This is a genomic window from Candidatus Kryptonium sp. (assembly GCA_025060635.1).
Lineage (GTDB): Bacteria > Bacteroidota > Ignavibacteria > Kryptoniales > Kryptoniaceae > Kryptonium.
Genome location: JANXBN010000001.1, coordinates 630,868 through 654,175 on the forward strand (window position 1 = coordinate 630,868; position 23,308 = coordinate 654,175).

The 23,308-nt window shown below is 35.4% G+C and carries 23 protein-coding genes; 16 read left to right on the plus strand and 7 right to left on the minus strand.

Annotation, left to right across the window (positions count from 1 at the left end; genetic code table 11):
* The first annotated feature begins 3 nt into the window (after positions 1-3).
* Genes flgK through csrA form a run of 6 tightly spaced genes read left to right on the plus strand, consistent with a single transcriptional unit; the run spans position 4 to position 4,440 of the window.
* Complete coding sequence (flgK, locus tag NZ923_03035) at positions 4-1,347, plus strand: flagellar hook-associated protein FlgK (GenBank protein ID MCS7228993.1); 1,344 nt, start codon at positions 4-6, stop codon at positions 1,345-1,347.
* A gap of 20 nt (positions 1,348-1,367) precedes the next feature.
* Positions 1,368-2,249 carry a flagellin gene (locus NZ923_03040; protein MCS7228994.1) on the plus strand — a complete coding sequence of 294 codons (882 nt, stop codon included), beginning with the start codon at positions 1,368-1,370 and terminating at the stop codon, positions 2,247-2,249.
* On the plus strand, positions 2,246-3,031 hold the full coding sequence (locus tag NZ923_03045) for a motility protein A (GenBank protein MCS7228995.1): 786 nt from the start codon (positions 2,246-2,248) through the stop codon (positions 3,029-3,031). Before NZ923_03040 ends, NZ923_03045 begins: the two co-directional genes overlap by 4 nt.
* A 3-nt stretch (positions 3,032-3,034) precedes the next feature.
* A complete protein-coding gene (locus NZ923_03050) occupies positions 3,035-3,787 on the plus strand; it encodes an OmpA family protein (GenBank protein ID MCS7228996.1) in 753 nt (250 codons plus the stop codon).
* Complete coding sequence (fliW, locus tag NZ923_03055) at positions 3,787-4,182, plus strand: flagellar assembly protein FliW (GenBank protein MCS7228997.1); 396 nt, start codon at positions 3,787-3,789, stop codon at positions 4,180-4,182. Before NZ923_03050 ends, fliW begins: the two co-directional genes overlap by 1 nt.
* Positions 4,183-4,212: 30 nt before the next feature.
* Complete coding sequence (gene csrA, locus NZ923_03060; GenBank protein ID MCS7228998.1) at positions 4,213-4,440, plus strand: carbon storage regulator CsrA; 228 nt, start codon at positions 4,213-4,215, stop codon at positions 4,438-4,440.
* Position 4,441: 1 nt separating this feature from the next.
* Here the strand turns inward: csrA and NZ923_03065 are convergent, their stop codons facing one another.
* The 6 genes from NZ923_03065 to NZ923_03090 form a co-directional block, all read right to left on the minus strand.
* Positions 4,442-4,741 (minus strand): cupin domain-containing protein, encoded by a 300-nt coding sequence (locus NZ923_03065; protein MCS7228999.1) that lies wholly within the window; start codon positions 4,739-4,741, stop codon positions 4,442-4,444.
* 16 nt (positions 4,742-4,757) lie between these two features.
* Positions 4,758-5,471 (minus strand): hypothetical protein, encoded by a 714-nt coding sequence (locus NZ923_03070; GenBank protein MCS7229000.1) that lies wholly within the window; start codon positions 5,469-5,471, stop codon positions 4,758-4,760.
* 15 nt (positions 5,472-5,486) lie between these two features.
* Positions 5,487-7,466: a hypothetical protein gene (locus NZ923_03075; protein ID MCS7229001.1), complete on the minus strand. Its 1,980-nt coding sequence runs from the start codon at positions 7,464-7,466 to the stop codon at positions 5,487-5,489.
* Positions 7,463-8,356: a hypothetical protein gene (locus tag NZ923_03080; GenBank protein MCS7229002.1), complete on the minus strand. Its 894-nt coding sequence runs from the start codon at positions 8,354-8,356 to the stop codon at positions 7,463-7,465. The genes NZ923_03075 and NZ923_03080 overlap by 4 nt, the downstream gene beginning before the upstream one ends.
* A 109-nt stretch (positions 8,357-8,465) precedes the next feature.
* Entirely contained in the window at positions 8,466-9,254 is a 789-nt protein-coding gene (locus tag NZ923_03085; GenBank protein ID MCS7229003.1) for a hypothetical protein, read from the minus strand.
* Between the two features lie 143 nt (positions 9,255-9,397).
* Positions 9,398-12,046: a sigma 54-interacting transcriptional regulator gene (locus NZ923_03090; GenBank protein ID MCS7229004.1), complete on the minus strand. Its 2,649-nt coding sequence runs from the start codon at positions 12,044-12,046 to the stop codon at positions 9,398-9,400.
* A gap of 161 nt (positions 12,047-12,207) precedes the next feature.
* Here NZ923_03090 and miaB point away from each other — a divergent pair, with 161 nt between their 5' ends.
* The 6 genes from miaB to NZ923_03120 are packed head-to-tail and all read left to right on the plus strand — an operon-like array spanning position 12,208 to position 18,289.
* Complete coding sequence (miaB, locus tag NZ923_03095) at positions 12,208-13,569, plus strand: tRNA (N6-isopentenyl adenosine(37)-C2)-methylthiotransferase MiaB (protein MCS7229005.1); 1,362 nt, start codon at positions 12,208-12,210, stop codon at positions 13,567-13,569.
* Positions 13,526-14,224, plus strand: a complete 699-nt coding sequence (locus tag NZ923_03100) for an SPOR domain-containing protein (GenBank protein ID MCS7229006.1) — start codon at positions 13,526-13,528, stop codon at positions 14,222-14,224. Before miaB ends, NZ923_03100 begins: the two co-directional genes overlap by 44 nt.
* Positions 14,221-14,997, plus strand: coding sequence for an MBL fold metallo-hydrolase (locus NZ923_03105; GenBank protein ID MCS7229007.1), 777 nt, complete (start codon positions 14,221-14,223; stop codon positions 14,995-14,997). The genes NZ923_03100 and NZ923_03105 overlap by 4 nt, the downstream gene beginning before the upstream one ends.
* Positions 14,998-15,004: 7 nt before the next feature.
* Positions 15,005-16,192: a sigma-54 dependent transcriptional regulator gene (locus tag NZ923_03110; protein MCS7229008.1), complete on the plus strand. Its 1,188-nt coding sequence runs from the start codon at positions 15,005-15,007 to the stop codon at positions 16,190-16,192.
* Positions 16,193-16,235: 43 nt separating this feature from the next.
* Positions 16,236-16,697 (plus strand): LPS assembly lipoprotein LptE, encoded by a 462-nt coding sequence (lptE, locus tag NZ923_03115; protein MCS7229009.1) that lies wholly within the window; start codon positions 16,236-16,238, stop codon positions 16,695-16,697.
* A 20-nt stretch (positions 16,698-16,717) separates the two neighbouring features.
* Complete coding sequence (locus tag NZ923_03120) at positions 16,718-18,289, plus strand: glycosyltransferase family 2 protein (GenBank protein ID MCS7229010.1); 1,572 nt, start codon at positions 16,718-16,720, stop codon at positions 18,287-18,289.
* Here the strand turns inward: NZ923_03120 and waaF are convergent.
* Positions 18,275-19,291 (minus strand): lipopolysaccharide heptosyltransferase II, encoded by a 1,017-nt coding sequence (gene waaF / locus NZ923_03125; GenBank protein MCS7229011.1) that lies wholly within the window; start codon positions 19,289-19,291, stop codon positions 18,275-18,277. The two genes, NZ923_03120 and waaF, sit on opposite strands and share 15 nt — an antisense overlap.
* 58 nt (positions 19,292-19,349) lie before the next feature.
* Here waaF and NZ923_03130 point away from each other — a divergent pair, with 58 nt between their 5' ends.
* Genes NZ923_03130 through NZ923_03145 form a run of 4 tightly spaced genes read left to right on the plus strand, consistent with a single transcriptional unit; the run spans position 19,350 to position 23,308 of the window.
* Positions 19,350-20,867, plus strand: a complete 1,518-nt coding sequence (locus NZ923_03130; GenBank protein MCS7229012.1) for a sigma 54-interacting transcriptional regulator — start codon at positions 19,350-19,352, stop codon at positions 20,865-20,867.
* Between the two features lie 19 nt (positions 20,868-20,886).
* The gene (locus NZ923_03135; GenBank protein MCS7229013.1) at positions 20,887-21,528 is read left to right on the plus strand and encodes an MBL fold metallo-hydrolase; all 642 of its coding nucleotides are present in this window, start codon (positions 20,887-20,889) and stop codon (positions 21,526-21,528) included.
* Between the two features lie 14 nt (positions 21,529-21,542).
* Positions 21,543-22,178, plus strand: coding sequence for a flavin reductase family protein (locus NZ923_03140; protein ID MCS7229014.1), 636 nt, complete (start codon positions 21,543-21,545; stop codon positions 22,176-22,178).
* Positions 22,179-22,237: 59 nt separating this feature from the next.
* Positions 22,238-23,308, plus strand: coding sequence for a VWA domain-containing protein (locus NZ923_03145; GenBank protein MCS7229015.1), 1,071 nt, complete (start codon positions 22,238-22,240; stop codon positions 23,306-23,308).

Genomic DNA, 23,308 nt, shown 5'->3' on the forward strand with positions numbered 1-23,308 from the left:
AAAATGGCTGGTCTATTTGGTATAATTGAGACGGCAAAGAAAGCAATACATTCATCAAGAACGGGAATGGAGGTGACAAGCCACAATGTTTCAAATGTCAATACCCCCGGTTATACAAGGCAAAGAGTTAATTTGACATCAACGGATGCGCTAAGTTCAAATAGTGGGATGATAAATGCAGGCGTTAAAATTACTGGGATAAAACAAATACGCAATGAGTTTATTGAAGGGGAAATAAGAAGAGTTTCAAATTTGCTTAGTAGTTATTCGGCTGAAAAGGAAATTCTTACTCGTATTGAATCGCTATTGAATGAACCAAGTGATGTAGGGCTCGGACAGTTATTGGAAAATTTTTTTAATGCGTTTGACGATCTTTCAAAGAACCCAGAAGATAGATCTATAAGGGTTTCAGTTGCGCAAACCGGAAGGGCACTTGCACAGAGGTTTAATGATATTTTCTATGGCTTGCTCGGAATAAAAAAGGATATAATTGCTGATCTTGAGGCAAAGATTAAAAATATAAATCAAATAATTGAGGATCTTGGAAAATTGAATCAATCTGCAATAAATCAACATAATTCTGGTTTTGAGACGAATGATGTTAGGGATAAAATAAATCAAAAATTAAAGGAACTTTCAAACCTGGCTGACATTGTCGTTTCCTATGATGAATCTGGAAGCGTGAGAGTAAGCATAGGTGGTGTCACGGTTGTGGAAAGAAATTTTGTGCAAGCTATTGATTTAAAATTTAGCGATGGGGTTGTGAAAATCGTATCTACTCAAACTGAGAGCGAGCTAAGGTTAAATTCGGGTGAAGTTTTTGTGTTGCAAAACATGTTCAATAGACAGGTTCCAGAGATAATTCAAAGATTTGATGAACTTGCTAAAAACTTGAGCAAGAAAGTAAATGAAATTCACAAGGTCGGATATTCAATTGATGGAACGACGGGGCTTGATTTTTTTGTTGGAACAAGCATCGGAAGCATTCAAGTTAATAAGATCATAATAGACAATCCATTGAAAATTTCTGCATCAATAAATAAAGATGCTGGAAACAATCAAGTCGCTCTCGCAATTTCTGCATTGAGAAATGATGGGCAAATTTCCGGGGTTTACAATTCAATCGTAAGTGACATTGGATTAAAAGCAAAGATAAGTTCAGATAACGAGAATTTACATCGTATGATTTTAAAGCAGCTTGAAACCCAGAGAGACGCATTTTCTGGAGTGTCAATTGATGAAGAGATGCTTAATATGATAAAGTTTCAGAAGATGTTTGAAGCATCTGCTAAAGTCATACAGACGGTTAATGAAATGATTGACACCATTCTTTCAATGGTAAGATAAAAAATAAAATTTGAGCCACTATGAGAATCACTGAGCTAGCGGTTATAAAAAATTTAATTGAAAACATAAATGGAGCAAGGGAAAGGATTATCAGAACTCAGCTAAAAATCGCAACTGGGAAAAATGTAAATGTGGTTTCTGATAATCCGTATATCGCAAACTCAATAATGAATTTGCGTAGCATGATAAATAGAAATGAACAATTTCAGAAAAATATAAGTGATGCGATTGATTTTTTAACCGCGACCGCTGATGCGCTTGATAACTTCATAGATACATTGATTGATATTAAATCTCTTCTTGTTGAAATTTCAAATTCAGCTCGTCAACCGGATTATAACACATATGCATCCAGATTGAACGAACTTTTTGGTCAATTACTTGATTCTGTGAACACAAAATTTAGAGAAAAATATATTTTCAACGGGACGAAGACAAATGTCAAGCCCTTTGAGTATTTTGAAAGCACGGATTTTTTGAATGTTGATTTATCAGATGAAGCGATAAAGTTTGAGGTTAACTATGGAGTTTATGAAAAGATCAATTTCACTGTTTCAGAACTATTTGGAGGACGAGAGATCTTTGATTTGGTGCTTCAGATCAAAAATTCACTTAAAAGCCAGAAAAAACCCGATGATTCAGTTTTACAGAGATTCAATGAGCTTTTTGACTTCATAGTAAGTCAAGCGTCAAGCGTTGGAGCTGTAATGAATAGATTTAGATTGTTGCAAAAGCAAATTGAAAAGCAAAACATAATTTTGAAAGAACTCTTATCCATACGTCAGGACGCGGATATGGCACAACAGGCAATAGATTTACAGAGGGATCAATTAATTCTTGAATCAGCTTATGCGATCGCTGGAAAAATAGTCCCTAAAACAATAATTGATTATCTCCGATGAAAAATAACTCAACATTTGAATTTGGAACTATTGGTGGACTTATACTTGGTGTCTTGTCAATTTTTGGATCGTTTTTACTTGAAGGTGGAACTCTTGGGGCTTTGATTTTAATTCCAGCGATGTTAATTGTTTTCGGTGGAACGATAGCGACGGCGATGATTGGAGCTCCAGCTAAGGTATTTTTCAAGATTCCAAGTTTTATTAAACTTGCCCTTGTTCCCCCCAAATTTAACATAGTTGATACAATTGAAACAATCGTAAATTATGCTATCATAGCAAGAAAAGATGGCATTCTTGCTCTTGAAAAAGAAGTTAATAATGTATCACATCCATTTTTGAAAAAGATGTTGCGTCTTGCTATTGATGGAACGGATCCTGAAACAATCCGTGAGATTGCGGATATTGAAATTAATTATATAACAGAGCGACATATGACAAATGCTATGATTTTTCAAAAAATGGGAGGATATGCACCTACGATGGGAATAATTGGAACAGTTATGGGTTTAATTTCAACGCTTGCTAATGCAGGTGGTGATCCGAACGAGTTAATTCGGCACATAGCAAGTGCTTTTATAGCAACGCTTTGGGGGGTATTCACAGCAAATTTAATTTGGCTTCCGATTTCAGACCGACTAAAATCAATACATGCAGAGGAAAAAATTTTGCTTGAAATTATTGTGGAAGGTGTTCTGGCAATTCAGGCTGGTGAAGTTCCAACGATAATAAAGACAAAACTTTATTCTATGTTTCCAATAAGTGAACAAGCAATAGAAAGTTAAATTATGGCAAGAAGAAAGAAAACACATCATGAAGAGCATGAAAATCTTGAAAGATGGCTCATAACTTACGCTGATCTTATAACTCTTCTGCTTGGGCTTTTTGTTGTTTTGTATTCAATGTCGCAAATTGATTTAAATAAATATCAACAGTGGATTTCAGCTTTTAGTCAACTCTTCGGTGGAGGTGGAGTTTTATCCGGGGGAAAGGGTGTTCTTGTGACACCAATGCCTCCAAGCTCGGCCACAGATGGAAGCACGACGCAAACATCGCAAAAGAAACTTGAAGTTCAAATAAACGCAATTTTAAGTTCAAACATTCAATCAAAAAAAGTTATAGTAACCACATCTCCAGAGGGTTTAACTATTCATCTTCTTGAAAGGTTACTTTTTGAATCTGGGAGCGCAGATTTAAAACCAGAAGCGATGACAGTTCTTGATACGCTTGCTGAAATATTAAAGTTTTTGCCAAATAAAATTAGGATTGAGGGACATACAGATAATAGGCCAATTCGTAGCGCGAGATTTCCATCAAACTGGCATCTTTCGGTTGAAAGAGCGTTAAATACTGCGTATTATTTGATAAACAAGGGCGTCAGCCCCGAGAGAATTTCAATCGCTGGATATTCGGAATACAGACCGATTGCGCCAAATGATACGGAAGAAAACAGAGCAAAGAATAGAAGGGTTGATATAGTCATAATCTCATCACAAAACGGGGTGTTAGGAAGAATTTCAAATCAAATTTTGGAACAGTGATGAAGATAAAAAATTCCCAGTTCGGAGAAATTGAATTTGATGAACAAATAATAATACCGTTTCCAGAAGGCATAATAGGATTTGAGGATTTGAAAAGATTTATTATAATAGAAGATGAAGACTGCAAACCTTTTAGATGGTTAATTTCAGTTGATGAACCAGAGATTGGATTTGCGGTCCTTGAGCCATCTCTTCTGATTGAAGATTATTATCTTCGTTCAGGTTTTGATCCTAATGTTTATGTTCTTTTTGTTATAGCGACATTAAGTAAGGATATTTCAAAGATAACTGTTAACTTAAAGGCTCCAGTTGTTATTGACAAAACCAGAAACCTTGGAAGGCAAGTTATACTTGAAAATTCTGAATTTGAAATATCACATCATTTGTTTATGTGAAAAGATGAAAAATTTACAAAGGAACTTAAAATGCTTGTGCTTTCAAGGAAAAGCGGTGAATCAATTGTGATACAAAATAATATAAAAATAACTGTGCTTGAAATTTCTGGCAATCAAGTAAAGCTTGGTTTTGAAGCGCCGGATTATGTGCCAATTTATCGTGAGGAGATTTATCTGAAAGTTGCAAATGAGAACAAGTTAGCTTCTGAAATTGTTCGCGATTCGCTTAAAAGTTTCGCAAAGAAATTTAAAAAATAAACTATTTTGATGCACATAGATAAACGACGGGCTCATCACCTTCAACTTTTGCCCAGTGTACTGTTCCAGCAGGAAGATCAAGCCGATCACCGGGACCTAGGACGAATTCCTCATTTCCAACCCCATATCTCATTTTACCACTCACGACCCATCTAATCTCATCAAATGGATGAGAATGATTTCCGTAATATGTCCCGGGTTCATCAGTCCAGATATGAGGGCGCGTTCCCTCCGAGATAAGTATTTTTTCAAGTTCTTCAACTGTCGGTTTATTTTGTTTGTCCCATCTTGTTATCTTCATAGCAAGCATCGTTATTTTATTTCTTTTCTTTAGGGGGTGCAATTTTTAGTTTGAGATCATTGATCTTTCTTTCAATTTTATAGTTTAAAGTTTCATCTTTTGATGCTAAAAGTATTTTGTTAAGCTCAGAAATCGCTTCTCCGTAAAGTTGAAGTTTTTCAAGGGATGACGCGACTATGATTCTTAGTTCAATGTTATCTTTTAATTCATCAAACTTTGACATCAAATTCTTTGCCCTTATTGCTGCGGTTTCGTAGAACCCATTTTCAAACAAAGCCCTAACCCCGCTAACCCAAAAATCTATCAGGTTCCATCCAGATTTTAATTTTATTCCACCCTTTTCCATACCTGTTCCATAAACGCCAGTTGATCTTGCATTTTGTTTTTCTTTTTGTGTGTTTGGGACAGATTTAATTTCTTCAAAGGCGAGCTGAAGCAAAAGTTCCTCTTTAGTTAAGCGTCTTAAATCAATAATGTTTATAATTATGCCACCACTTGACTTAAAGTATGTTTTATTATTTCCATCAATTTCAACATAACCATTTTTATCAAGTAATATCGTATCCCCAGGGCGAAGAGTGTCGCCAAGTGAAAGTTTATCCCATTGTTCTTTTAGCCCATGTCTTACTCGTGCTTCGCCATATAATTTTTTTACTTTGTAGATTTGATTCTCATCGGAAGCTGAGATTGAGAAAAATAACAATGTTAAAATTAAAACTTTCAATATCATTTCCAGAACCCGAATTTAATTTTGAATATGGATAATCCTTGCTTTTCCCCTTGCATGTCCAAGATTAAGCTCAAAATCGTTAAAAAATTGTTCGGCTCCGATTTCCCAAGCTTTATCAAATCCATTGCGAACAAGGGTTGTCTCAACAGGTATCCAAATAGTTTCAATTCCGTTTTTATTTTTCATAACGATGTACTTTTTCTCGTTATCTGTTAAATTAACTGCATACTTCTTCTCAATTCCTGAATCAAATAGAAGATACACATGAGATTCATTCGTTTTCCTCATTGCTTTTACATCAACAAAAGCAACATCAATCCCAGCTGAACCAAGCATTGAAGCATAAAGAACAACGAGATCATCACAATCGCCCCCGTGGAGTTTCAAAGTTTCACCTGGATACTGAACTCTATCAACACTTACACTTGGATCATTTACATAAGTTATAATTTTTGAAAGTTCATCAAATATAAACTTTGCCTGATAAAATTTTCTAAAAATTGGATCTACTTTTTCAAGTGTATCTTTTCGCTCCCAAATTATTCTTCTCGTCAGTGATAAGATTTCTGGTTCATCAAATCTTAAGAAAAATTTCAAATCTTCAACATTTCCGTTCCAGTCATTTTTACCGCGAAGGGTAATTTTAACTCTTTTTATCTCATCAGGCATATTTATATGTGATTTAACGCTAAAGGTAATAAAGGACTTGGTTCGCTCCTTTATCTCTGGTTTCCCGAGTCCAATTGAGGTAAGAATGGGGATCTTTTTTATCTCATGTGGTTTTAGATGAATCTCTTCTGGGTCAGCTTCAACGGTAACGAAATGAGAATTAACCTCAATTTTTGCGTTCACAGTTTTATCGGAGATATTTTCAATTTCAAGATATCCAATTTTTTTCTTCTCTAACTCATCAAGTAAATGCGGGAAAATTTCGTCCTGAATTGTTACGCTTTTGATGCGCAGTGTTTTTTCATGCCACTGGCTCATATCTATTGAAACGGAAAATAGCAGTCTATCTCTTATAAATTTATTAAATTCAATATCGCGAAGAGGCGAAGCAAATATTTCTTCTTGCGTTAATTTACCATCGCTCCATATTGGGGATGTATTTTTAAAGTAGGCAATGTCAAGTTGCAGTGGCCCGATTCTAAATCCAACTCCGGATGAAATAGCATTTAAAGTTCCTTTTTCTAAAAAAACTCCAGATCTTAAAAATAAATTTCTAACGGCTTCAATCTCAACTCCCGATGAAACAGCACCGATAGAGGAAATTTCAAAGCCCACTTTGAAATTTTTTAAATTAATCCCTGCGGAAATTTTAGCCCTATATTTGCTTTGGATTTCAAGATTTTTAAACTTGTCTGGGAATCCACGATCAAATTTTGAAGATAAATTTTCAATCAAAAAAGCAAATGAAATTTGTGGAGTTGGTTCGTAAAGCATGGAAACCTTTGAATTTAAAAAAGAAGATTTATAATGCTCTGTTGCAATACCGACAAATGGGAGAGAATCGGTGAATTGAACTTTGTAAACGGTTTCTGATAAACTTTGCGATATGAATTGGGTTGATAAACCAACTGAGATTTTATCTAAAGGTTTAAAAGCATACATCAGGGCATAATTTAATGAATAAGTTATCTTTTGCTGGGATTCGGCTTTTATAATTGAATTTCCTGTGTTTATTGATAGGGTTGATGGAAAAATTAATTCAAGAACAGCACCCGGTGAATAAATGAAACCTATACTATGTAAATGGTTCAATCGTTTTGCTATACCAAGCGAGTACATTTTAATTCCTGAATAGTTTGAATAATAACCTGTTAATCCAATGTTCCAATCGTAAATCCTTATTAAACCCGCTGGATTTAGCAATGATGATAATACAGAATTTACAAATGGCGAAAATCCAGCGGTCGCAGTTGCTTGCGATGATGTAAAGTTCTGTGCCACAGCCAGATTGAGCGCTGTGAAAAATAAAATAAGGCGCAGTTTCATCTGAACTTGACTTTAAAATAAAGTGTTGAGGATGTAAAACTCATTATATTCTCGGGAAATCCTGGAATGTTTATATTTCTTTTACGCCCTTGAACTATGCTGAATATGAGATAGCTCTGTCTGTATTCGTTTGGTATAAGATTTACGATGCTTGAATCAATTTTAATTTTTTGAGTGAATAAGTTTTTGAACTTCAAAATCATTATCGGTTTTATAATAGATTCATTTTCCTGATATAATGGCACACTTACGATGATATCCAGGGAATCGGCTCTTGATTTAAGCTTAAGTTTCAAACCTTTCCCAGCATGCTCCGGTAAACCTTCAAGTTCCTTTTTATCAGGTGTTTCAAGTTCAAAGACTCGTTCTGAGCCTGATTTATCAATGATTTTAAATCTGTGTTTTGCGGAATGTTTAAAATTAAAGTTGACCATCTTAAGTTTGTATTCAATACCATAACTTGTGTCCATCCAACCATGATAATGTGAAGGTGTTCTTATTTTTCTTATTGATTTTTCAAGTTTTGTGTTTTCAACATAAATGTCTCCAATGTCAAGACCTCTTCTTTCACGCCAGCGTCCCATGTTTATGGGTGGTGAGTTTATATCGCGAAAGAGAGCATATGCGAAAGTTGTGTCATATTTATTTCCAAGGTCATCTATAAATTGGGAGTAGCTTAACATAATTAAACTGGGTGGACGCATAGTCTCAGAAGTTAAAAGACCTGTTTGCGCTGGATTTAAAAACTCAACGATTGATTCTGTTTCGTCAAGATATACAACTTCAACTTTAAAGTTTTCTTCCTCGGGCGGTGTTATTATTATAGAATCCTTTCCACATCCGAACAAGACAATTAGAGAAACTATGTAATGAAATGGAAATTTTTTCATTGGTTTTAATATTGTTGTTTTTCTTACTTTAAATTAAAAAGTATAAATTAAAAAAGTGCAAAGCCCAGCTTAAGCTGAGCTTCACACCGATAAGCTGCGCCCTCAGCGCTCAATCTGGTTTGCCATCTCTATTTCTATCCTTGCCACCTCGCGATTTGCTTTTTAATGAGTGAACAATGTTTGCTATTATCTTGCCGTGGTTGCCAGGGTCGCTTGGATCAAGGATTCTTCCTGTAAATGGATCAATAAACCATGAAGTTAAATCAAAAATAAGAACATACGGTATATTTCTGTCGGTTTCCGTAATTGTGAAATTACCTTTAATTTTGAACTCTATATTAACTTTGCCAGTTGTGAAGATAAAATCTTTCCAAGCACCACTTTGATAAATTTTCCCTTTAACATAAATACTCTTTCCAAGGAATGAGTCGGGTATTGCAGGATTTACTTGTAAATCATATGGAACAATTGCGTGCACTTTAAATTTTATACCATTATAGTTCCCTGGTGGTAAACTATCAATACCAATCGGTGTTGGCTCGTTGTTTCGCAATCTTACAAAAAATGGTCCTTTAAATCTTATAGTTGGGTCATTATCAATTCGTCTCATTTTCTCGCGAAGTCTATTCATATCTTGATCATCCCAGAGAGAATCTTCCTTAACAGTATCAATGTTTTGTTTAAATTGTATCCAACGAAGGACAATTATGGCAAAGTCAATCTTGATTGAATCAACCTGCTCAAATCCCTTAGCAAAAGTTATAGCGCCTGTTGTTTCTCCTTTTAGAGTAAGTTCAACTGGGACGGAACTTGTTGCTGATGGTTCAGTTCCTTTTGTGCAGCCATTGATTGAAATTGCGAAGATAATCAAGGTAAGGGTAAATAATTTTTTCAACATGGCAATTTGCAAACTTTGTTTTTAAAGTTCTCACAAAATAATTAAAACAATTAATATGCCAGTTGCACAATAGAGCAAACTGATTATTTTTCAATTACTATTTCAGAATCTAAATGCTTGGTTTGATTTTGAATTTGCTGGGTTTAAAAATTCCCATCATTTATCCCCAATTTCTCAGTGGTGATTTCCCCCTTTTTAAATCTCATAGCGAATTCCTCAAGATAAAAATGGTATCTGGCAGGTAAGTTTTTGTATTTTAACCTAATTATAGATCTAATTTCCTCTTCTGATTTACAGTTGGCTATGTTTTCAATAAAGTTATGTATATAATCAGCGATTTTCTTTTTAAGTCTTTCTAATGCCTCGGGGTCATTTCCGGTGATTTTTAATGATGCTTTATTTATGTCAAATTTGGATTCATATAAATTCTTGAAGCAGAGTCCGCGAAGGTATTCTCCAACAGTTCCTCTGTTTAGTCCAAGTTCATTTGCGGTTTCGGAGATAGAGCTGTGAGAAAATTTTTTCTCGCGAAGCAATGTTAAAATTTCTTCTTCTATATCTATTTTACCTTTTGCTGACTTTGCAATTTCCTCTGGTAGATCTTTAAGTTGAATTAATTTTCTTCCTTCAGATTTTGCAAATATAATTGCTCTTTTTACTGCATTTTCAAGTTGTCTTACATTTCCTGGCCATTCGTAATTTAAAAACGCAATCATTACAGCTGAGGAAAACTTCATATCATTTGCTTTAAATTTTTTTAAAAAATGTTCAGCGAGGAATCTTATGTCTTCCTTTCTCTCGCGTAGCGGAGGAATATGAATTCTTACAACATTTAATCTGTAGTAAAGATCTTCTCTGAAGTTTCCTTCTCTTAGTGCTTTTTCAATATCGCGATTTGTTGCTGCAATAATTCTAACATTAACCTTTAAAGTTTCAACTCCACCGATCCTATTAAATTCCCCGGATTGAATGATTCTTAGGATCTTTGCTTGAAATGATTCGGTTGTTTCAGCGATTTCGTCTAAAAATATCGTTCCACCGTCAGCTATTTCAAATAAACCTTTTTTTCTTTGAACTGCCCCTGTAAAAGCTCCCTTTTCGTGCCCGAAAAGTTCACTTTCAAGTAGTGTTTCTGGAATGGCAGAGCAATTTATAGTGATAAATTTTTTATCTTTTCGTTCGCTCAACTTATGTATCGCCATTGCTACAAGCTCTTTTCCAACGCCGTTTTCTCCAGTTATCAAAACTGGAACATCTGATGGAGCAACTTTTTTGATAATTGAAATTATTTCTTCCATTTTTCCACCTTTTGAAAAAACTATCCCCTCAAATTCATCCTTCTCTGTTTCGTCAGTGAGGTTGAATTCAGATAAATCTTCAAATTTTGATGTTAATTCTTTCATTTCGCTATAAGTTTTTTCAAGATTCTTAATAGCCTCATTGCGTTCAGCAGCGATTTTCAAATTTTCAATTTGTTCTTGCAGATCAATTATTTTTAACTCCTTCTCTTTGATCATATCCTCAATTTTCCTTTTCTCTTCATTAAATTTGATCATTTTTTGTCGTTCAATTTCAAAGTTATAAATGACACCTGCGAACAACGAGAATAATCCCGCAAAAATGGGATAAATAGGAACCGAAATGCCAAGTTTAAATAAGAAAAGCAAAACAAGCAATAAAGCAGAAATTACAGCGGATTGAAATAGCAAAATTCTGAAAACAGTTGAGATATGTTCAAGTGAAAGCAGATGTAATATCAATAAGGAGAAAAGCAAAGATATGGCAAAATTTAAAATCAGAGTGGTTTCAGTTAAAAATTTTTTCTGAACAATTGTATTAAGCGCCATAATATGAAGTCCGGTGGTTGGAAATTTATCTTGGAATGGAGTTTTTATAGTTTGTCCAAGTGCTTCGCTGTAAATGCCAATGAATACAATTTTATCTTTAAAATTATCCAAATCAATTTCAGGTTCAATTCCAGATTTGATCGCGTCGTAAGATTTTATGAAATCAAGAATTGAATACATTTTTAAAGCATCTGTCCCACCAGTGTAATTTATCAACATTGTTCCGTTTTTTAGAGGTATCTTAACATCGCCAAGGATGATTGAACTTTCAAAAACTTTTATTGAATCCCGAGGAATGCCGTAATATGTCCGTGCGAGCTCGAGAGAGATAGAAGGCAAATATAAATCTTGAGCAACTTGAACAAGCAAGGGGATTTCATAACGAGAATCATTTTGAATATAATTTAAGTGTCCTAATCCTGCACAGCTCTTAAGAAGCTCATCAAATGGAAGTCGGAAATTTGTACCTTTGTGGAAATTTAAGCTTTGAACATTAGACTTTATCAAAAATTTTTTAAGTGATTCTGGGAAATGAATCTCATTGTGGTTTGATCTCTCAAGGTTTGTAAAACTCCCACCAAGATAAACTCTATTTGAATTTTTCACAATCAATACAAGAAGGTTGTCCCTCTCAGGATAATCTGGGTTTTTATCAGTTAGCAATATATCAAGCATGATCGCCTTGACATTTAATTGAGTAAGTAGGTCGATTAAGAGTGCATAGTATGTTCTTTTCAGTGGATAGCCGCCAAGCGAATGAATTGCATTATCATCAATGTAGAGAAATACGAGCGAGGTATCAACATGTTGTTGCCCACGAAATTTAAATTTCAATTCGTTAAAAAATGAATCCAAAGTATCAAATATCGGGATCCTCATAAGCTCAATTGTGAGAGTCATTAAAGAAACCGATAATGCGATAATGAGTTTATGTTTGGCTTTCATCGTTAGTTTTGAGTATCTTAACGGATCTTGAATTTTAATTTAAAAAGCACTTTTTAGTTTTTCAAGGTAAGATAGCTTGGAAATATGAACTTTGTTTTTAAATGCTCATTTTGTAAATTTAAATCAAAATCACCATCAAAAATCAATGAATTCTCGCAAGGATGAGTGAAAACAGGAAAATTTACATAGAAACATATGGATGTCAGATGAATTTCGCAGATTCTGAGATCGTTCTCGGGATCATGAAAAAACATGGCTATACGCTTACAGATGACGCTTCAAAAGCGGATGTGATACTTGTAAATACTTGCAGTGTAAGAGAACACGCTGAGCAAAGGGTTATAGGAAGGTTGAGTTCCTTTTTAAGATACAAAAGAAAAAATCCTAACCTTGTCATTGGGGTTCTCGGGTGCATGGCGGAAAGATTGAAGAAAAAACTTATAGAAGAAGAAAATCTCGCTGATATAGTTGTCGGTCCAGACGAATATAGGAAACTACCACAACTTGTGAACGATGCTTTCTTTGGGCATAAGGGGATCGCTGTAAAATTATCAAGAGTTGAAACATATGACGATATAACTCCTTTAAGGACAGATGGGATAAGCGCGTGGATTACAGTCATGAGAGGGTGTGATAAATTCTGCACATTTTGCGTTGTTCCGTTTACAAGGGGGAGGGAAAGAAGCAGACCACTTGAAAGTATAGTCAAGGAAGTTGAGATGCTCTCTGCACAGGGATATAAAGAAGTCACATTGCTTGGTCAAAATGTTAATTCTTATCGTGATGGAAATTATGATTTTGCGGACTTGCTTTCGGCTGTTGCTCAAGTTGATAGAAATATGAGAATTAGATTTGTAACATCACATCCGAAAGATATGTCTGATAAATTGATTCAAACAATAGCTGAACATCCAAACATCTGCAATTACATTCATCTTCCTGTGCAATCTGGCTCTGATAGAATTCTTGAGTTAATGAACAGAACTTATGATAGAAAACATTATTTGAACCTCGTTAAAAAAATAAGGGATATGATCCCCGGAGTTAGTCTGTCAACCGATATAATTGCTGGATTCCCAACGGAGACGGAAGAAGATCACAAGATGACATTGAGTTTGCTTGAGGAAGTCAGATTTGATGGCGCATTTATGTTCAAGTATTCTCCACGGGAAGGGACCAAGGCATATGAAATGGGTGACGATGTTCCTGATGAAGTAAAAATAAGAAGGTTAAACGAGATAATAGAACTTCAGCAGAAAATTTCATATGAAATTAATCAAGGTTTGATAGGAACTGATGTTGAAGTTTTGGTTGAAGGCGAGAGCAAACGTTCTTCTGACCAATGGATGGGGAGAACTGATACTAACAAAGTTGTTATCTTCCCGAAGATCAAGGAAATAAAACCAGGGGATTATATCATTGTTCGTATAAATAGAGCAACTTCTGCAACTTTATTTGGTGATATAGTTAAAATCCTTCATGAAAAAAACAATTCTGAAAATATCCCTGCTTCTGTTAATTAATTACGCTTTTGCGCAAGAGGTTGATATAAGTAGATACCTTTATCTTTTAAGGCTCGGAGATATTGAAAGCGTTAGAAACGCTGTTGATAGTTTAAAGAAGATTTATCCGAATTCGGTTAATTTGAGATATCTTGAAGCGAACTTAATGCAAGATGGGGAACAAGCACTAAAAGTTTACTACGACATCGCTTTAACTCATCCAGATAATGAATATTCTGATGATGCGCTTTTGAGGGTTTTTCAGTTTTATTATGCCAAGGGTGAATACGAACAGGCAAAGAAGGAACTTGAGAGATTGAAGAAACTTTATCCGTCATCTCCATATGCGGGAATAAAAGTTCGTTTTCCAGAGGTTTCAGCAACTTCAATAGATGATAAATCAGGTAAGAAGCCTTCTGAATCAAAAGTTGATTGCAATTATTCATTGCAAGTTGGGGCTTTTCTGGATAGGAAAAACGCAGAAAGGGAACGGGAATTTTTTGAAAGCAGGGGATATGGGGTGGAAGTTCATACAAAATTTAAAGATGGGAAACAGTTTTTCGTTGTATGGGTTGGATGTTTTTATGATAGAGAAGAAGCTGACGCTGTGAAAAGAGATATTAAAAGAAGGTTTGGTAAAGAAAGTTTTATCATTTCAACGCTGGAGTTGAGATGAAAATTACAATTTTTGGAAGCGCGTCTGGAATACCTGAGAAGGGCAGAGTTCATACTTGTATTGGAGTTGAAGTTAAAGAAAAAATGATTTTGCTTGATATTGGCGAAGGCGCTGTCTCATCAATCGCTGGTGATGGAATTAATGTTGATAAAATTGAAAAGGTTTTTATTTCACACATGCACGCTGATCATTTCATAGGATTGCCGATGTTACTTCAGTATTTGAAATTGAAAGAAAGAAAAAAATCACTTGAGATTTATCTTCCGGAAAAACACATTGAAGCGGTTGAAAAGTTTTTGCCATTTTTATACATTTTCAGAGAAAGGTTTGAGTTTGAATATAAATTTTTACCTTTGCCAGCTAAAGAATTTTTTGTATTTGATAATTTGAAAATGAAAATGCTTCCAACGAAACATTTGCAAAAATATGAGAAATATGCGAATCTTTACGGTGTTGAGACGACTTCTTATAGTTATTTAATTGAGGAGATCGCAAGTGATGGTGTTGATGTTAAAAGGTTTCTTTTTTCCTCTGATTTGAATTCAGCGGATGAAATTAAACCTTATCTTGATGGGCTTGATCTTTTGTTAATTGAATGTTCTCACATTGAAATTGAAGAAATAATTGACACGCTGTCTGATTTTTATATTCCAAAGATTGTTTTGACTCATGTTTCCCCTGATAAAGATATAAGACCGATGGTTGAATATGCGAGGGCAAAGTTTGACATGAACATAGATCTCGCTTACGACGGAATGAAAATTGAAGTATAATTTGCAAATGGTTTTACTTACAGATGACGAAAAAAGGATGGATATTCAGGAAAAATATGGGATTTATGGCGAATCCCAAGCGATAAAGGAAATAGTTGCGGTTATAAAGCAAGTTGCACCGACTGATATAACTGTTTTGATCACTGGTGAAAGCGGTGTTGGCAAAGAGCTTGTAGCGCGGGCGATCCATGGGGAAAGCAAAAGAGCCAATGGTCCGTTTGTTATTGTCAATTCTGGGGCGATACCAGAAGGAATACTTGAATCTGAATTATTTGGGCATGAGAAAGGAGCATTCACGGGGGCTATTGAAACGAGAAAAGGATATTTTGAAATGGCAGATGGTGGAACGATCTTTCTTGATGAAATTGGGGATATGCCGATTTCAACTCAAGTGAAAATTTTGAGGGTTATTGAAATAGGCGAATTTATGAGGGTTGGCTCATCTCAATTAAGAAAAGTTGATGTGAGAGTTATAGCAGCAACGAATAAGAATCTTGAGGAGGAAGTGAAGCGCGGAAACTTTAGGGAAGACCTTTATTATCGCTTGAGAAGTGTTAACATTTATATTCCGCCACTTCGCGATAGAAGGGAAGATATACCTATTTTGTTTGAGAAGTTCGTCGCCCAGTTCTGCGAAAAAAATAAAGTTGCTTTTTCAGGGATAACGGACGATGCGATGCAGGTTTTGATTAGTTATCATTGGCCTGGAAATGTTCGTGAGTTGAAAAATTTTGTTGAAAGCATCCTTGTGCTTGAAAGTGGTAAAATTATTGACGCTGGAATGGTGCGTAAATACCTCAAATATGACTTTGCTCAATTTGATTACACGCGAAATCTTCCAATAAAGTATGGAAAACCTGGAGAACAAGCCGATAGGGAACTGATTTATAGAGCTTTGATTGATATGAAAAATGATTTAATTGAAATAAAAAATTTGCTCGGTAATCTTGCTGATTTCATAGCTAGACAAATTGCTTCGCCACTTGCCTTGCCTGAAGCAAAGGTTGATTTAAAAACTGGGACTGTCGTTGAGAATTATTCACTTATTGACATGGAGAAAAGGATGATAAAAGCTGCTCTTGATAGATTTAACTGGAATAAACGTCTTGCTGCAAAGGCTTTGCAGATAAGCGAGAGAACACTCTATAGAAAAATAAAGGAATATGGACTTGAGGAGGAAAGGGAGAAAAAATAATTTTCACATCTTAAATGGATTTGTTATATTTGCAATTGTATTTTTGAGCTATGGATGTAGGTATTCATTTACCGGTGCATCTGTGCCACCGCATTTGAAAACTATAGCTATACCCGTGTTTGACGATCAAAGTGGCTATGGCAGGGCGACTTTGAGGGAAGAATTAACAAATAAAATAGTTGAAAGATTTATCCAAGATAACACCTTAAAAATCGCTGATAAAAGCACAGCAAATTCAATTCTTGAAGGAATTATAATAAGTGTTCAAGATAATCCAGTTGTCGTCGGAACCGGTGAAAGAGTTGTGAAATCAAGGATAACGATAACTGTTAAAGTGACTTATTACGATATGGTCAAGCGTGTTAAGGTTTGGGAAAGGACATTTTCAAATTGGGGCGAGTATGAGCTTACAGGAAATATACAGTTAAATTTACAACAAGGAATTCAGCAAGCGATAGAAAAACTTTCTGAGGATATCTTGCTTGCAACCGTAGCAAATTGGTAAAAATAAAAAAGGAAATTTTAATGTTGGAAACGCTCGTTCTTGCGGTTTATTTCGTTTCAATTCTCGTTCTTTCAATTTTTGGTTCTCACGGCTTCGTTCTTGTGTATTATTACTTCAAAAGCAAAAAGGAAGAATTAGAGGGGAAACGAAAAAAATTAAAACTGAAAACTCTTGACGAGCTTTTCGGGGATGAGAAAAATTATCCTAATGTCACAATTCAATTGCCTATTTACAACGAGCTTTATGTTGCCCCTCGGCTACTTGATGCGGTAAGTAGAATTGACTACCCGAAAGAAAAAATGCAAATTCAGGTGCTTGATGATTCTACAGATGAAACCGTTCAAGTCGTTGCTTTGAAAGTAATGGAATTGAAAGCAAATGGATATGATATTGAGCATATACGCAGGGGGACGAGGGAGGGATTTAAAGCTGGTGCTTTAAAATATGGTTTAAAGTTTGCAAAGGGTGATTTCATAGCGATTTTTGATGCTGATTTTGTTCCGAAACCTGATTTTTTGAAAAAGACATTGCCATATTTTTATCTTGATGGAAATATAGGGATGGTTCAAACGCGTTGGGAACATTTAAACGAGAACTATTCTCTTTTAACTCAAGCGCAGGCACTTGCGTTAAATGGACATTTCATAATGGAACAATATGTTAGAAATGAATCAGGGTTTTTCATAACATTCAACGGCACTGGTGGAGTATGGAGGAAATCATGCATTATAGATGCGGGAAATTGGGAAGGCGATACGCTTGCTGAGGATATGGATTTAAGCTATAGAGCTCAACTTAAGAAATGGAAATTTGTATTTTTAAAAGATGTTGTTTCACCTGCTGAGTTACCAGCTGAGATAAATGCTCTAAAATCCCAACAATTTCGCTGGACAAAAGGTGCAATTGAGGTCGGTTTAAAATATCTTAAAAGAATTTGGACAGAAAATCTACCTTTGAAGATCAAACTTGAAGCGACATTTCATCTGACGAATAATTTTGTTTTTCCATTTATTTTGTTAACTGCGATTCTTAATCCGATAGTTGTTATGATAAAAGAAAGCGGAGATTACGAGTGGTATTATTTCGTGATGGGTATCTTTGTTTTGCCATTTTTCGGGCCTTTTCTTGCTTATATGCTTGCCCAGAAGGAAATTTACAGCAACTGGCGGGAGAAGATAGTCTTGTTTCCACTGTTCCTTGCTGGAAGTATGGGGCTTGCGGTTAATAACACAAGAGCTGTAATTCTTGCACTGCTTCGCAAGAGAACTGAATTTGTGCGGACACCAAAGTATGGAATTAAAAGCGAAGGAGAACAATGGGAGATGAAAAAATATGTCGCATCGCGGGTTGAATGGGTAACATATGTAGAGATTTTGCTTGCCTTATATATGTTTGTCGGTATGATGTTAAGTGCTTATTACCTTGAGCTTGCTGCTATACCGTTTCAGGCGATGTTTTTTGCTGGATTTTTATTTATAGGCGTCCTATCGGTAAAGCATTCAAAGGTTTGGAACGAGTATGCGAAAAAGCTATATCCAGTGTGGAATTTGATCAAAGGTAAGTTCGCATATAGAACTTTAGATATGAAGTAAATTGGCACAGGCATTAAATACCTCTTCCACTTGAATATCTTTCATGCATTTGAAGTGTCCTTTGGGACATTCTTTTCTGCCTATGTGTGTGCAAGGTCGGCAAGATATGTTTTTTTCAACGACTATGCTTTCAGTGCCATAAGGGAAAAATCCAAATTCTTTCACGGTTGAGCCAAAAATTGCGACGATTTTTGTTTTCATTGCTGAACCGATGTGCATTAATCCAGAATCATTGGTAATTAAAAGTTTGCATAACGATAGAACAGCGGATGATTCAAGAAGCGAAGTTTGACCGCATAGATTTATAGGTTGATTTCGCATCAGTTTTTTAACAGTTTCACATCTTGGTTTATCTTCTTCGCTACCGAGCAGTATTATTTTTGCGTTGAATTTTTCAATTAATTTATCTCCCAATTGTGCAAATCTTTCTGGGAGCCATCTTTTCGTCTCGTGTTTCGCCGATGGTGCGATCGCTATGTAAAGATCATTTGCGGAAAAGTTTATTTTGTTTTTCACTGCTTCAATCATATATTCAGGAACAAAGACATCAAGACCCTGGTTATCATTTTTGATAGAAAAATTTGACAAAGTTTCAATGTAGCGATCAACGACATGAATTGCATTTTTGTATAGATTGATTTTAAATTTTACCAAAAGAAATCTTTTGAATATCCTTTTGTTTACTCTGACAACCCGCGCACCTGCAAAAGTTCTTAGAAAGAAGCTTCTTAAGTTGTTGTGAATATCAACTATTAAATCATATCTTTCTTTTAAAATTTGCCTGCGCAATTTCAATAGTTCTTTAAATCCATTTGCTGTGTTGAACTCAATAAGATTTGTGATGTTTGGATTATATTTTAAAATTTGGGCAAACTCTTTTTTCACGATGAAGTCAATTTGTGCCGTCGGAAATTTATTCCTTAACACTCTGATAAGAGGAGTCGCAAGCACGATGTCTCCGATGGAACTTAAACGAATTATCAAAATTTTCTGAGGAGTCATTCGTCTTTCAAATGTTTTTTGTTAAACAAAATTACGATAACAAAATTTAATTTTAAAAATGAATCTTGCGAAAACAATTGGCGAGCTGAAACGCTCAGGTTATAAAGTCCTTTCGGTGAAAGAAGAATTGAGAAAAAATGTCATCCAAAAGTTGAAAGACAACGAACCCCTTTTCCCAGGTATCATTGGATACGATAAAACTGTGATCCCTATGATAATAAATGCGATACTTTCAAAGCACGATATCATCTTGCTTGGGTTAAGAGGGCAAGCGAAAACAAAAATTGCAAGGATGTTTGTAAACCTCCTTGATGAATATATACCAATAATTAAAGGATGTGAGATAAACGATAATCCTTATAAACCATTGTGCAAAAGGTGTGTGGACCTTGTTAAAGAATATGGAGACGATGTTGAAATTGAATGGCTTCCCCGAGAAAGAAGATATGGCGAAAAACTTGCAACACCAGATGTTACCATCGCTGATCTGATCGGTGATATTGATCCAATAAAAGCAGCAACGCAGAAACTTTACTATTCCCACGAAGGAGTTATTCATTGGGGAATAATTCCGAGAACGAATCGCGGCATATTTGTTATCAACGAACTCCCAGATCTTCAGCCGAGAATTCAAGTTGGATTGTTCAACATAATGCAGGAAAGAGATATTCAAATCAGAGGATTTAACATAAGAATTCCGCTTGATATAATGATAATTTTCACTGCGAATCCAGAGGATTATACTAATCGCGGAAACATAATCACTCCGCTAAAAGATAGAATTGGTTCGCAGATACTAACTCATTATCCAAGGACCATTGAGGACGGGATAAAAATCACAGAACAGGAAGCGTGGGTAAATAGAGATTCTGGTAAAAAGGTGATAATTCCATACTATTTCAAGGAAATAATAGAGCAGATAGCATTTCAGGCAAGGACAAGTGAATTTATTGATCAAAAATCAGGCGTGAGCGCAAGATTGACAATTTCTTGTATGGAAAATCTTGTGAGCAACGCTGAAAGAAGAGCTATAAAATTCAACGAAGATATTGTTTATCCGCGGATTTGTGATTTAAATTTTGTCTTGCCAGGGATAACTGGAAAAGTTGAGCTTGTTTTTGAAGGAGAGCAAGAGGGAAGCGTGAAGGTTAGCAAGGCGTTAATTGGAAAGGCGATAAGAGAAGTATTTAGAAAATACTTTCCAGATCCGTTGCCAAAGACAAGATATTATTCAGAAGAAAGGGCAAGAGGGCAGACACAACAACAATCGGGACATCAAGAATATGCTCAAATAATTGCTTGGTTTGAAGGTGGGAATAAAATAGAGATTTCGGATGAAATGCCGATTGATGAGTTTTACGCTGAGCTTTCAAAAGTGAAAGGTTTGAAGGAAATTGTGAAAAAATATCTTAAAATTAACGATAGCGATAAATATGCAATGGCAACTGCTATGGAATTTGTTCTTGATGGTCTACATCAATTCTCAAGGATAGCTAAAGATGAAGTTGATAATGTCAGCTCATACAAGGATATGGTTGTCAGTATCTTTTCAAGCCGAGCGAAAGAGGAATTTTAAAAACAAAAGATGATTTAAAATGCTTATCAAATCTTTTGAATCTGGTCCGCTTTTGACGGTCGGTTATCTTGTAATTGATGAGAAAAGCAATTACGCCGTTGTAATTGATGCACCAAAGGATTCAGCCGAGGTAATTGTGAACGAAGCAAAGAAAATAAATTGTGAAATTCTTTGCTTAATTAATACACATGGGCATTGGGATCACATTGCCGATGATTCCGAAATCGTTCGTCTCACAGCTGCGAAGGTCGCTATTCATCGGAAAGATGCACATCTATTGGAAGATCCAAAGTCAGTGATATATGAACTTCCATTTAGAATTGAAGGAATAAAACCAGATATAATTTTGAATGATGGCGACATAATTGAAGTTGGTGATATGCGATTAAAAGTAATTCACACACCTGGTCATACGCTTGGAAGCATATGTCTTTACGAGGAGAAGGAGAAAATTTTATTCAGCGGTGATACATTATTTGCTGGAACGATAGGAAGAACTGATTTGCCAGGAGGTTCTTACGAGGAGATAATAAAATCAATTCAAGAAAAACTTTTCGTTCTTGACGACGATGTCGTTGTTTACCCGGGACACGGTCCATCAACAACGATTGGAAAGGAAAAACAATTTAATCCCTTCTTTAATGAAATGGACATAAAATAAAAGATAAAGTTAAAATGAAAGTTGATCCATCAGAACTTCAAAAACCTCAATTATACAAACTTTTGATAAGTGCGCTAATACCGAGACCTATCGCTCTTGTTTCAACGATTAACGAAGCAGGGGTTGTAAATGTTGCTCCTTTTAGCTTTTTCGGCGGTGTGAGCTCAAAACCGCCAGTGATTTATATTTCAATAGATAGAAAAAGAGACGGCGATAAAAAAGATACATTGAGAAACATTGAACTCAACGGTGATTTCGTGGTCAACATTGTTACTGAAGAAATAGCCGAGAAAATGAATATATGTGCTGTTGATTTCCCCTATGGCGTAAGCGAAGCAGAGATCGCAGGGCTTACTCCTATTAGAAGCGATTTAATTAAATCTCCAAGGATACTTGAGTCACCAATTAATTTTGAATGTAAAGTTCTTAGAATTATTGAAATCGGAGATTCACCGAGTTCAGTCGTGTTCGGCGAAATTGTCATGTTCCATATCAGAGACGAAATTTTTGAAGATGGCTCTATCAATCCGAAAAAATTAAAAGTCATCGGGCGACTTGGTGGGAATTTATATACGCTCGTTGATAATGTTTTTGAGATGAAAAGAATGAGCTATGATGAATACAAAAAAATTTACGGAATTAACGATTGAAAACTAAAATAGGTTCATAGATTATGTTCATTCGTTACTCAAAATGGACTGAACAATCAATGACGGATGAGCAAAAATTGCAACAGCTGATCTCTCTTTTTAGTTATCTTTTGTTGAAAACGAGCGGGGATGTAAAAGAAGCTCTTGAATGGATGAGGATGATAGGTGAAGAAAACAATTTATTTGATGAAAAATTTACTTTTAACGATTTTGTGCAGAAGCTAAAGGAGATGGGTTATATTGAAGAAGCTAAAGATATGTTAATTTTAACGACGAAAGGAGTTCAAAGAATAAGACAAGATGCATTAAATGAGATCTTCAACGGCTTGAAGAAAGGTCCTTTATCTGGATATCACGAGACTCCTCACTCTGGCGAAGGAATTGATAGATTAAGCGAGACAAAGCCGTATCAGTTTGGAGATCAACCAATGAACATTGACCTTACATCAACTATTACAAATGCTTTAATAAGAGATGGAGTTGACGATTTTTCTATAAAAGAAGAGGACTTGCAAGTTTATGAAACTGAATTTATGACCTCTTGTGCCACGGTTATTTTGCTTGATATAAGCCATAGCATGATTTTATACGGCGAAGATAGAATAACTCCAGCGAAGCAAGTATCACTTGCGCTTGCAGAACTTATAAGAACACGCTTTCCAAAAGATAAACTTTATATCGTTGTTTTCGGTGATGATGCAAAGATAATAACTTTGTCTGAACTTCCTTTTGTAAGTGTTGGACCATATCATACAAATACGAAAGCGGCTCTTCAGCTCGCAAGGCATATCTTGAGAAAAGAGGGGAATGTAAACAAGCAAATCTTTCTTGTCACGGATGGAAAACCATCGGCAATTTTTGAACCTGATGGAAGATTGTATAAAAATTCATTTGGGCTTGATCCAAAGATAGTGAATAAAACCCTTGATGAAGCTGTCGCATGCCGGAGGGAGAAGATAACAATATGCACTTTCATGGTTGCGAGAGATCCGTATTTGATAAATTTCGTGGAGGAATTAACGAAAGCAAATCGCGGAAGGGCTTATTATTCTGCGCTTGATAAGCTTGGTGAATTCGTATTTGTTGATTATATCAGAAACAGGCGAAAGAGAGTAAGATACAATTTGTAG

What these genes read in the sequence shown, in the direction of transcription:
- NZ923_03110 (MCS7229008.1), top strand. Translation starts at nt 15,005, where the DNA reads ATGGTTTTACTTACAGATGACGAAAAAAGGATGGATATTCAGGAAAAA.
- NZ923_03080 (MCS7229002.1), bottom strand. Translation starts at nt 8,356, where the DNA reads ATGAAAAAATTTCCATTTCATTACATAGTTTCTCTAATTGTCTTGTTC.
- NZ923_03085 (MCS7229003.1), bottom strand. Translation starts at nt 9,254, where the DNA reads ATGTTGAAAAAATTATTTACCCTTACCTTGATTATCTTCGCAATTTCA.
- csrA (MCS7228998.1), top strand. Translation starts at nt 4,213, where the DNA reads ATGCTTGTGCTTTCAAGGAAAAGCGGTGAATCAATTGTGATACAAAAT.
- NZ923_03145 (MCS7229015.1), top strand. Translation starts at nt 22,238, where the DNA reads ATGACGGATGAGCAAAAATTGCAACAGCTGATCTCTCTTTTTAGTTAT.
- waaF (MCS7229011.1), bottom strand. Translation starts at nt 19,291, where the DNA reads ATGACTCCTCAGAAAATTTTGATAATTCGTTTAAGTTCCATCGGAGAC.
- NZ923_03100 (MCS7229006.1), top strand. Translation starts at nt 13,526, where the DNA reads ATGAAAAAAACAATTCTGAAAATATCCCTGCTTCTGTTAATTAATTAC.
- NZ923_03075 (MCS7229001.1), bottom strand. Translation starts at nt 7,466, where the DNA reads ATGAAACTGCGCCTTATTTTATTTTTCACAGCGCTCAATCTGGCTGTG.
- flgK (MCS7228993.1), top strand. Translation starts at nt 4, where the DNA reads ATGGCTGGTCTATTTGGTATAATTGAGACGGCAAAGAAAGCAATACAT.
- NZ923_03140 (MCS7229014.1), top strand. Translation starts at nt 21,543, where the DNA reads ATGAAAGTTGATCCATCAGAACTTCAAAAACCTCAATTATACAAACTT.
- NZ923_03045 (MCS7228995.1), top strand. Translation starts at nt 2,246, where the DNA reads ATGAAAAATAACTCAACATTTGAATTTGGAACTATTGGTGGACTTATA.
- NZ923_03070 (MCS7229000.1), bottom strand. Translation starts at nt 5,471, where the DNA reads ATGATATTGAAAGTTTTAATTTTAACATTGTTATTTTTCTCAATCTCA.
- NZ923_03135 (MCS7229013.1), top strand. Translation starts at nt 20,887, where the DNA reads ATGCTTATCAAATCTTTTGAATCTGGTCCGCTTTTGACGGTCGGTTAT.
- NZ923_03130 (MCS7229012.1), top strand. Translation starts at nt 19,350, where the DNA reads ATGAATCTTGCGAAAACAATTGGCGAGCTGAAACGCTCAGGTTATAAA.
- NZ923_03090 (MCS7229004.1), bottom strand. Translation starts at nt 12,046, where the DNA reads ATGAAAGCCAAACATAAACTCATTATCGCATTATCGGTTTCTTTAATG.
- NZ923_03065 (MCS7228999.1), bottom strand. Translation starts at nt 4,741, where the DNA reads ATGAAGATAACAAGATGGGACAAACAAAATAAACCGACAGTTGAAGAA.
- NZ923_03120 (MCS7229010.1), top strand. Translation starts at nt 16,718, where the DNA reads ATGTTGGAAACGCTCGTTCTTGCGGTTTATTTCGTTTCAATTCTCGTT.
- NZ923_03105 (MCS7229007.1), top strand. Translation starts at nt 14,221, where the DNA reads ATGAAAATTACAATTTTTGGAAGCGCGTCTGGAATACCTGAGAAGGGC.
- NZ923_03050 (MCS7228996.1), top strand. Translation starts at nt 3,035, where the DNA reads ATGGCAAGAAGAAAGAAAACACATCATGAAGAGCATGAAAATCTTGAA.
- fliW (MCS7228997.1), top strand. Translation starts at nt 3,787, where the DNA reads ATGAAGATAAAAAATTCCCAGTTCGGAGAAATTGAATTTGATGAACAA.
- miaB (MCS7229005.1), top strand. Translation starts at nt 12,208, where the DNA reads ATGAGTGAAAACAGGAAAATTTACATAGAAACATATGGATGTCAGATG.
- NZ923_03040 (MCS7228994.1), top strand. Translation starts at nt 1,368, where the DNA reads ATGAGAATCACTGAGCTAGCGGTTATAAAAAATTTAATTGAAAACATA.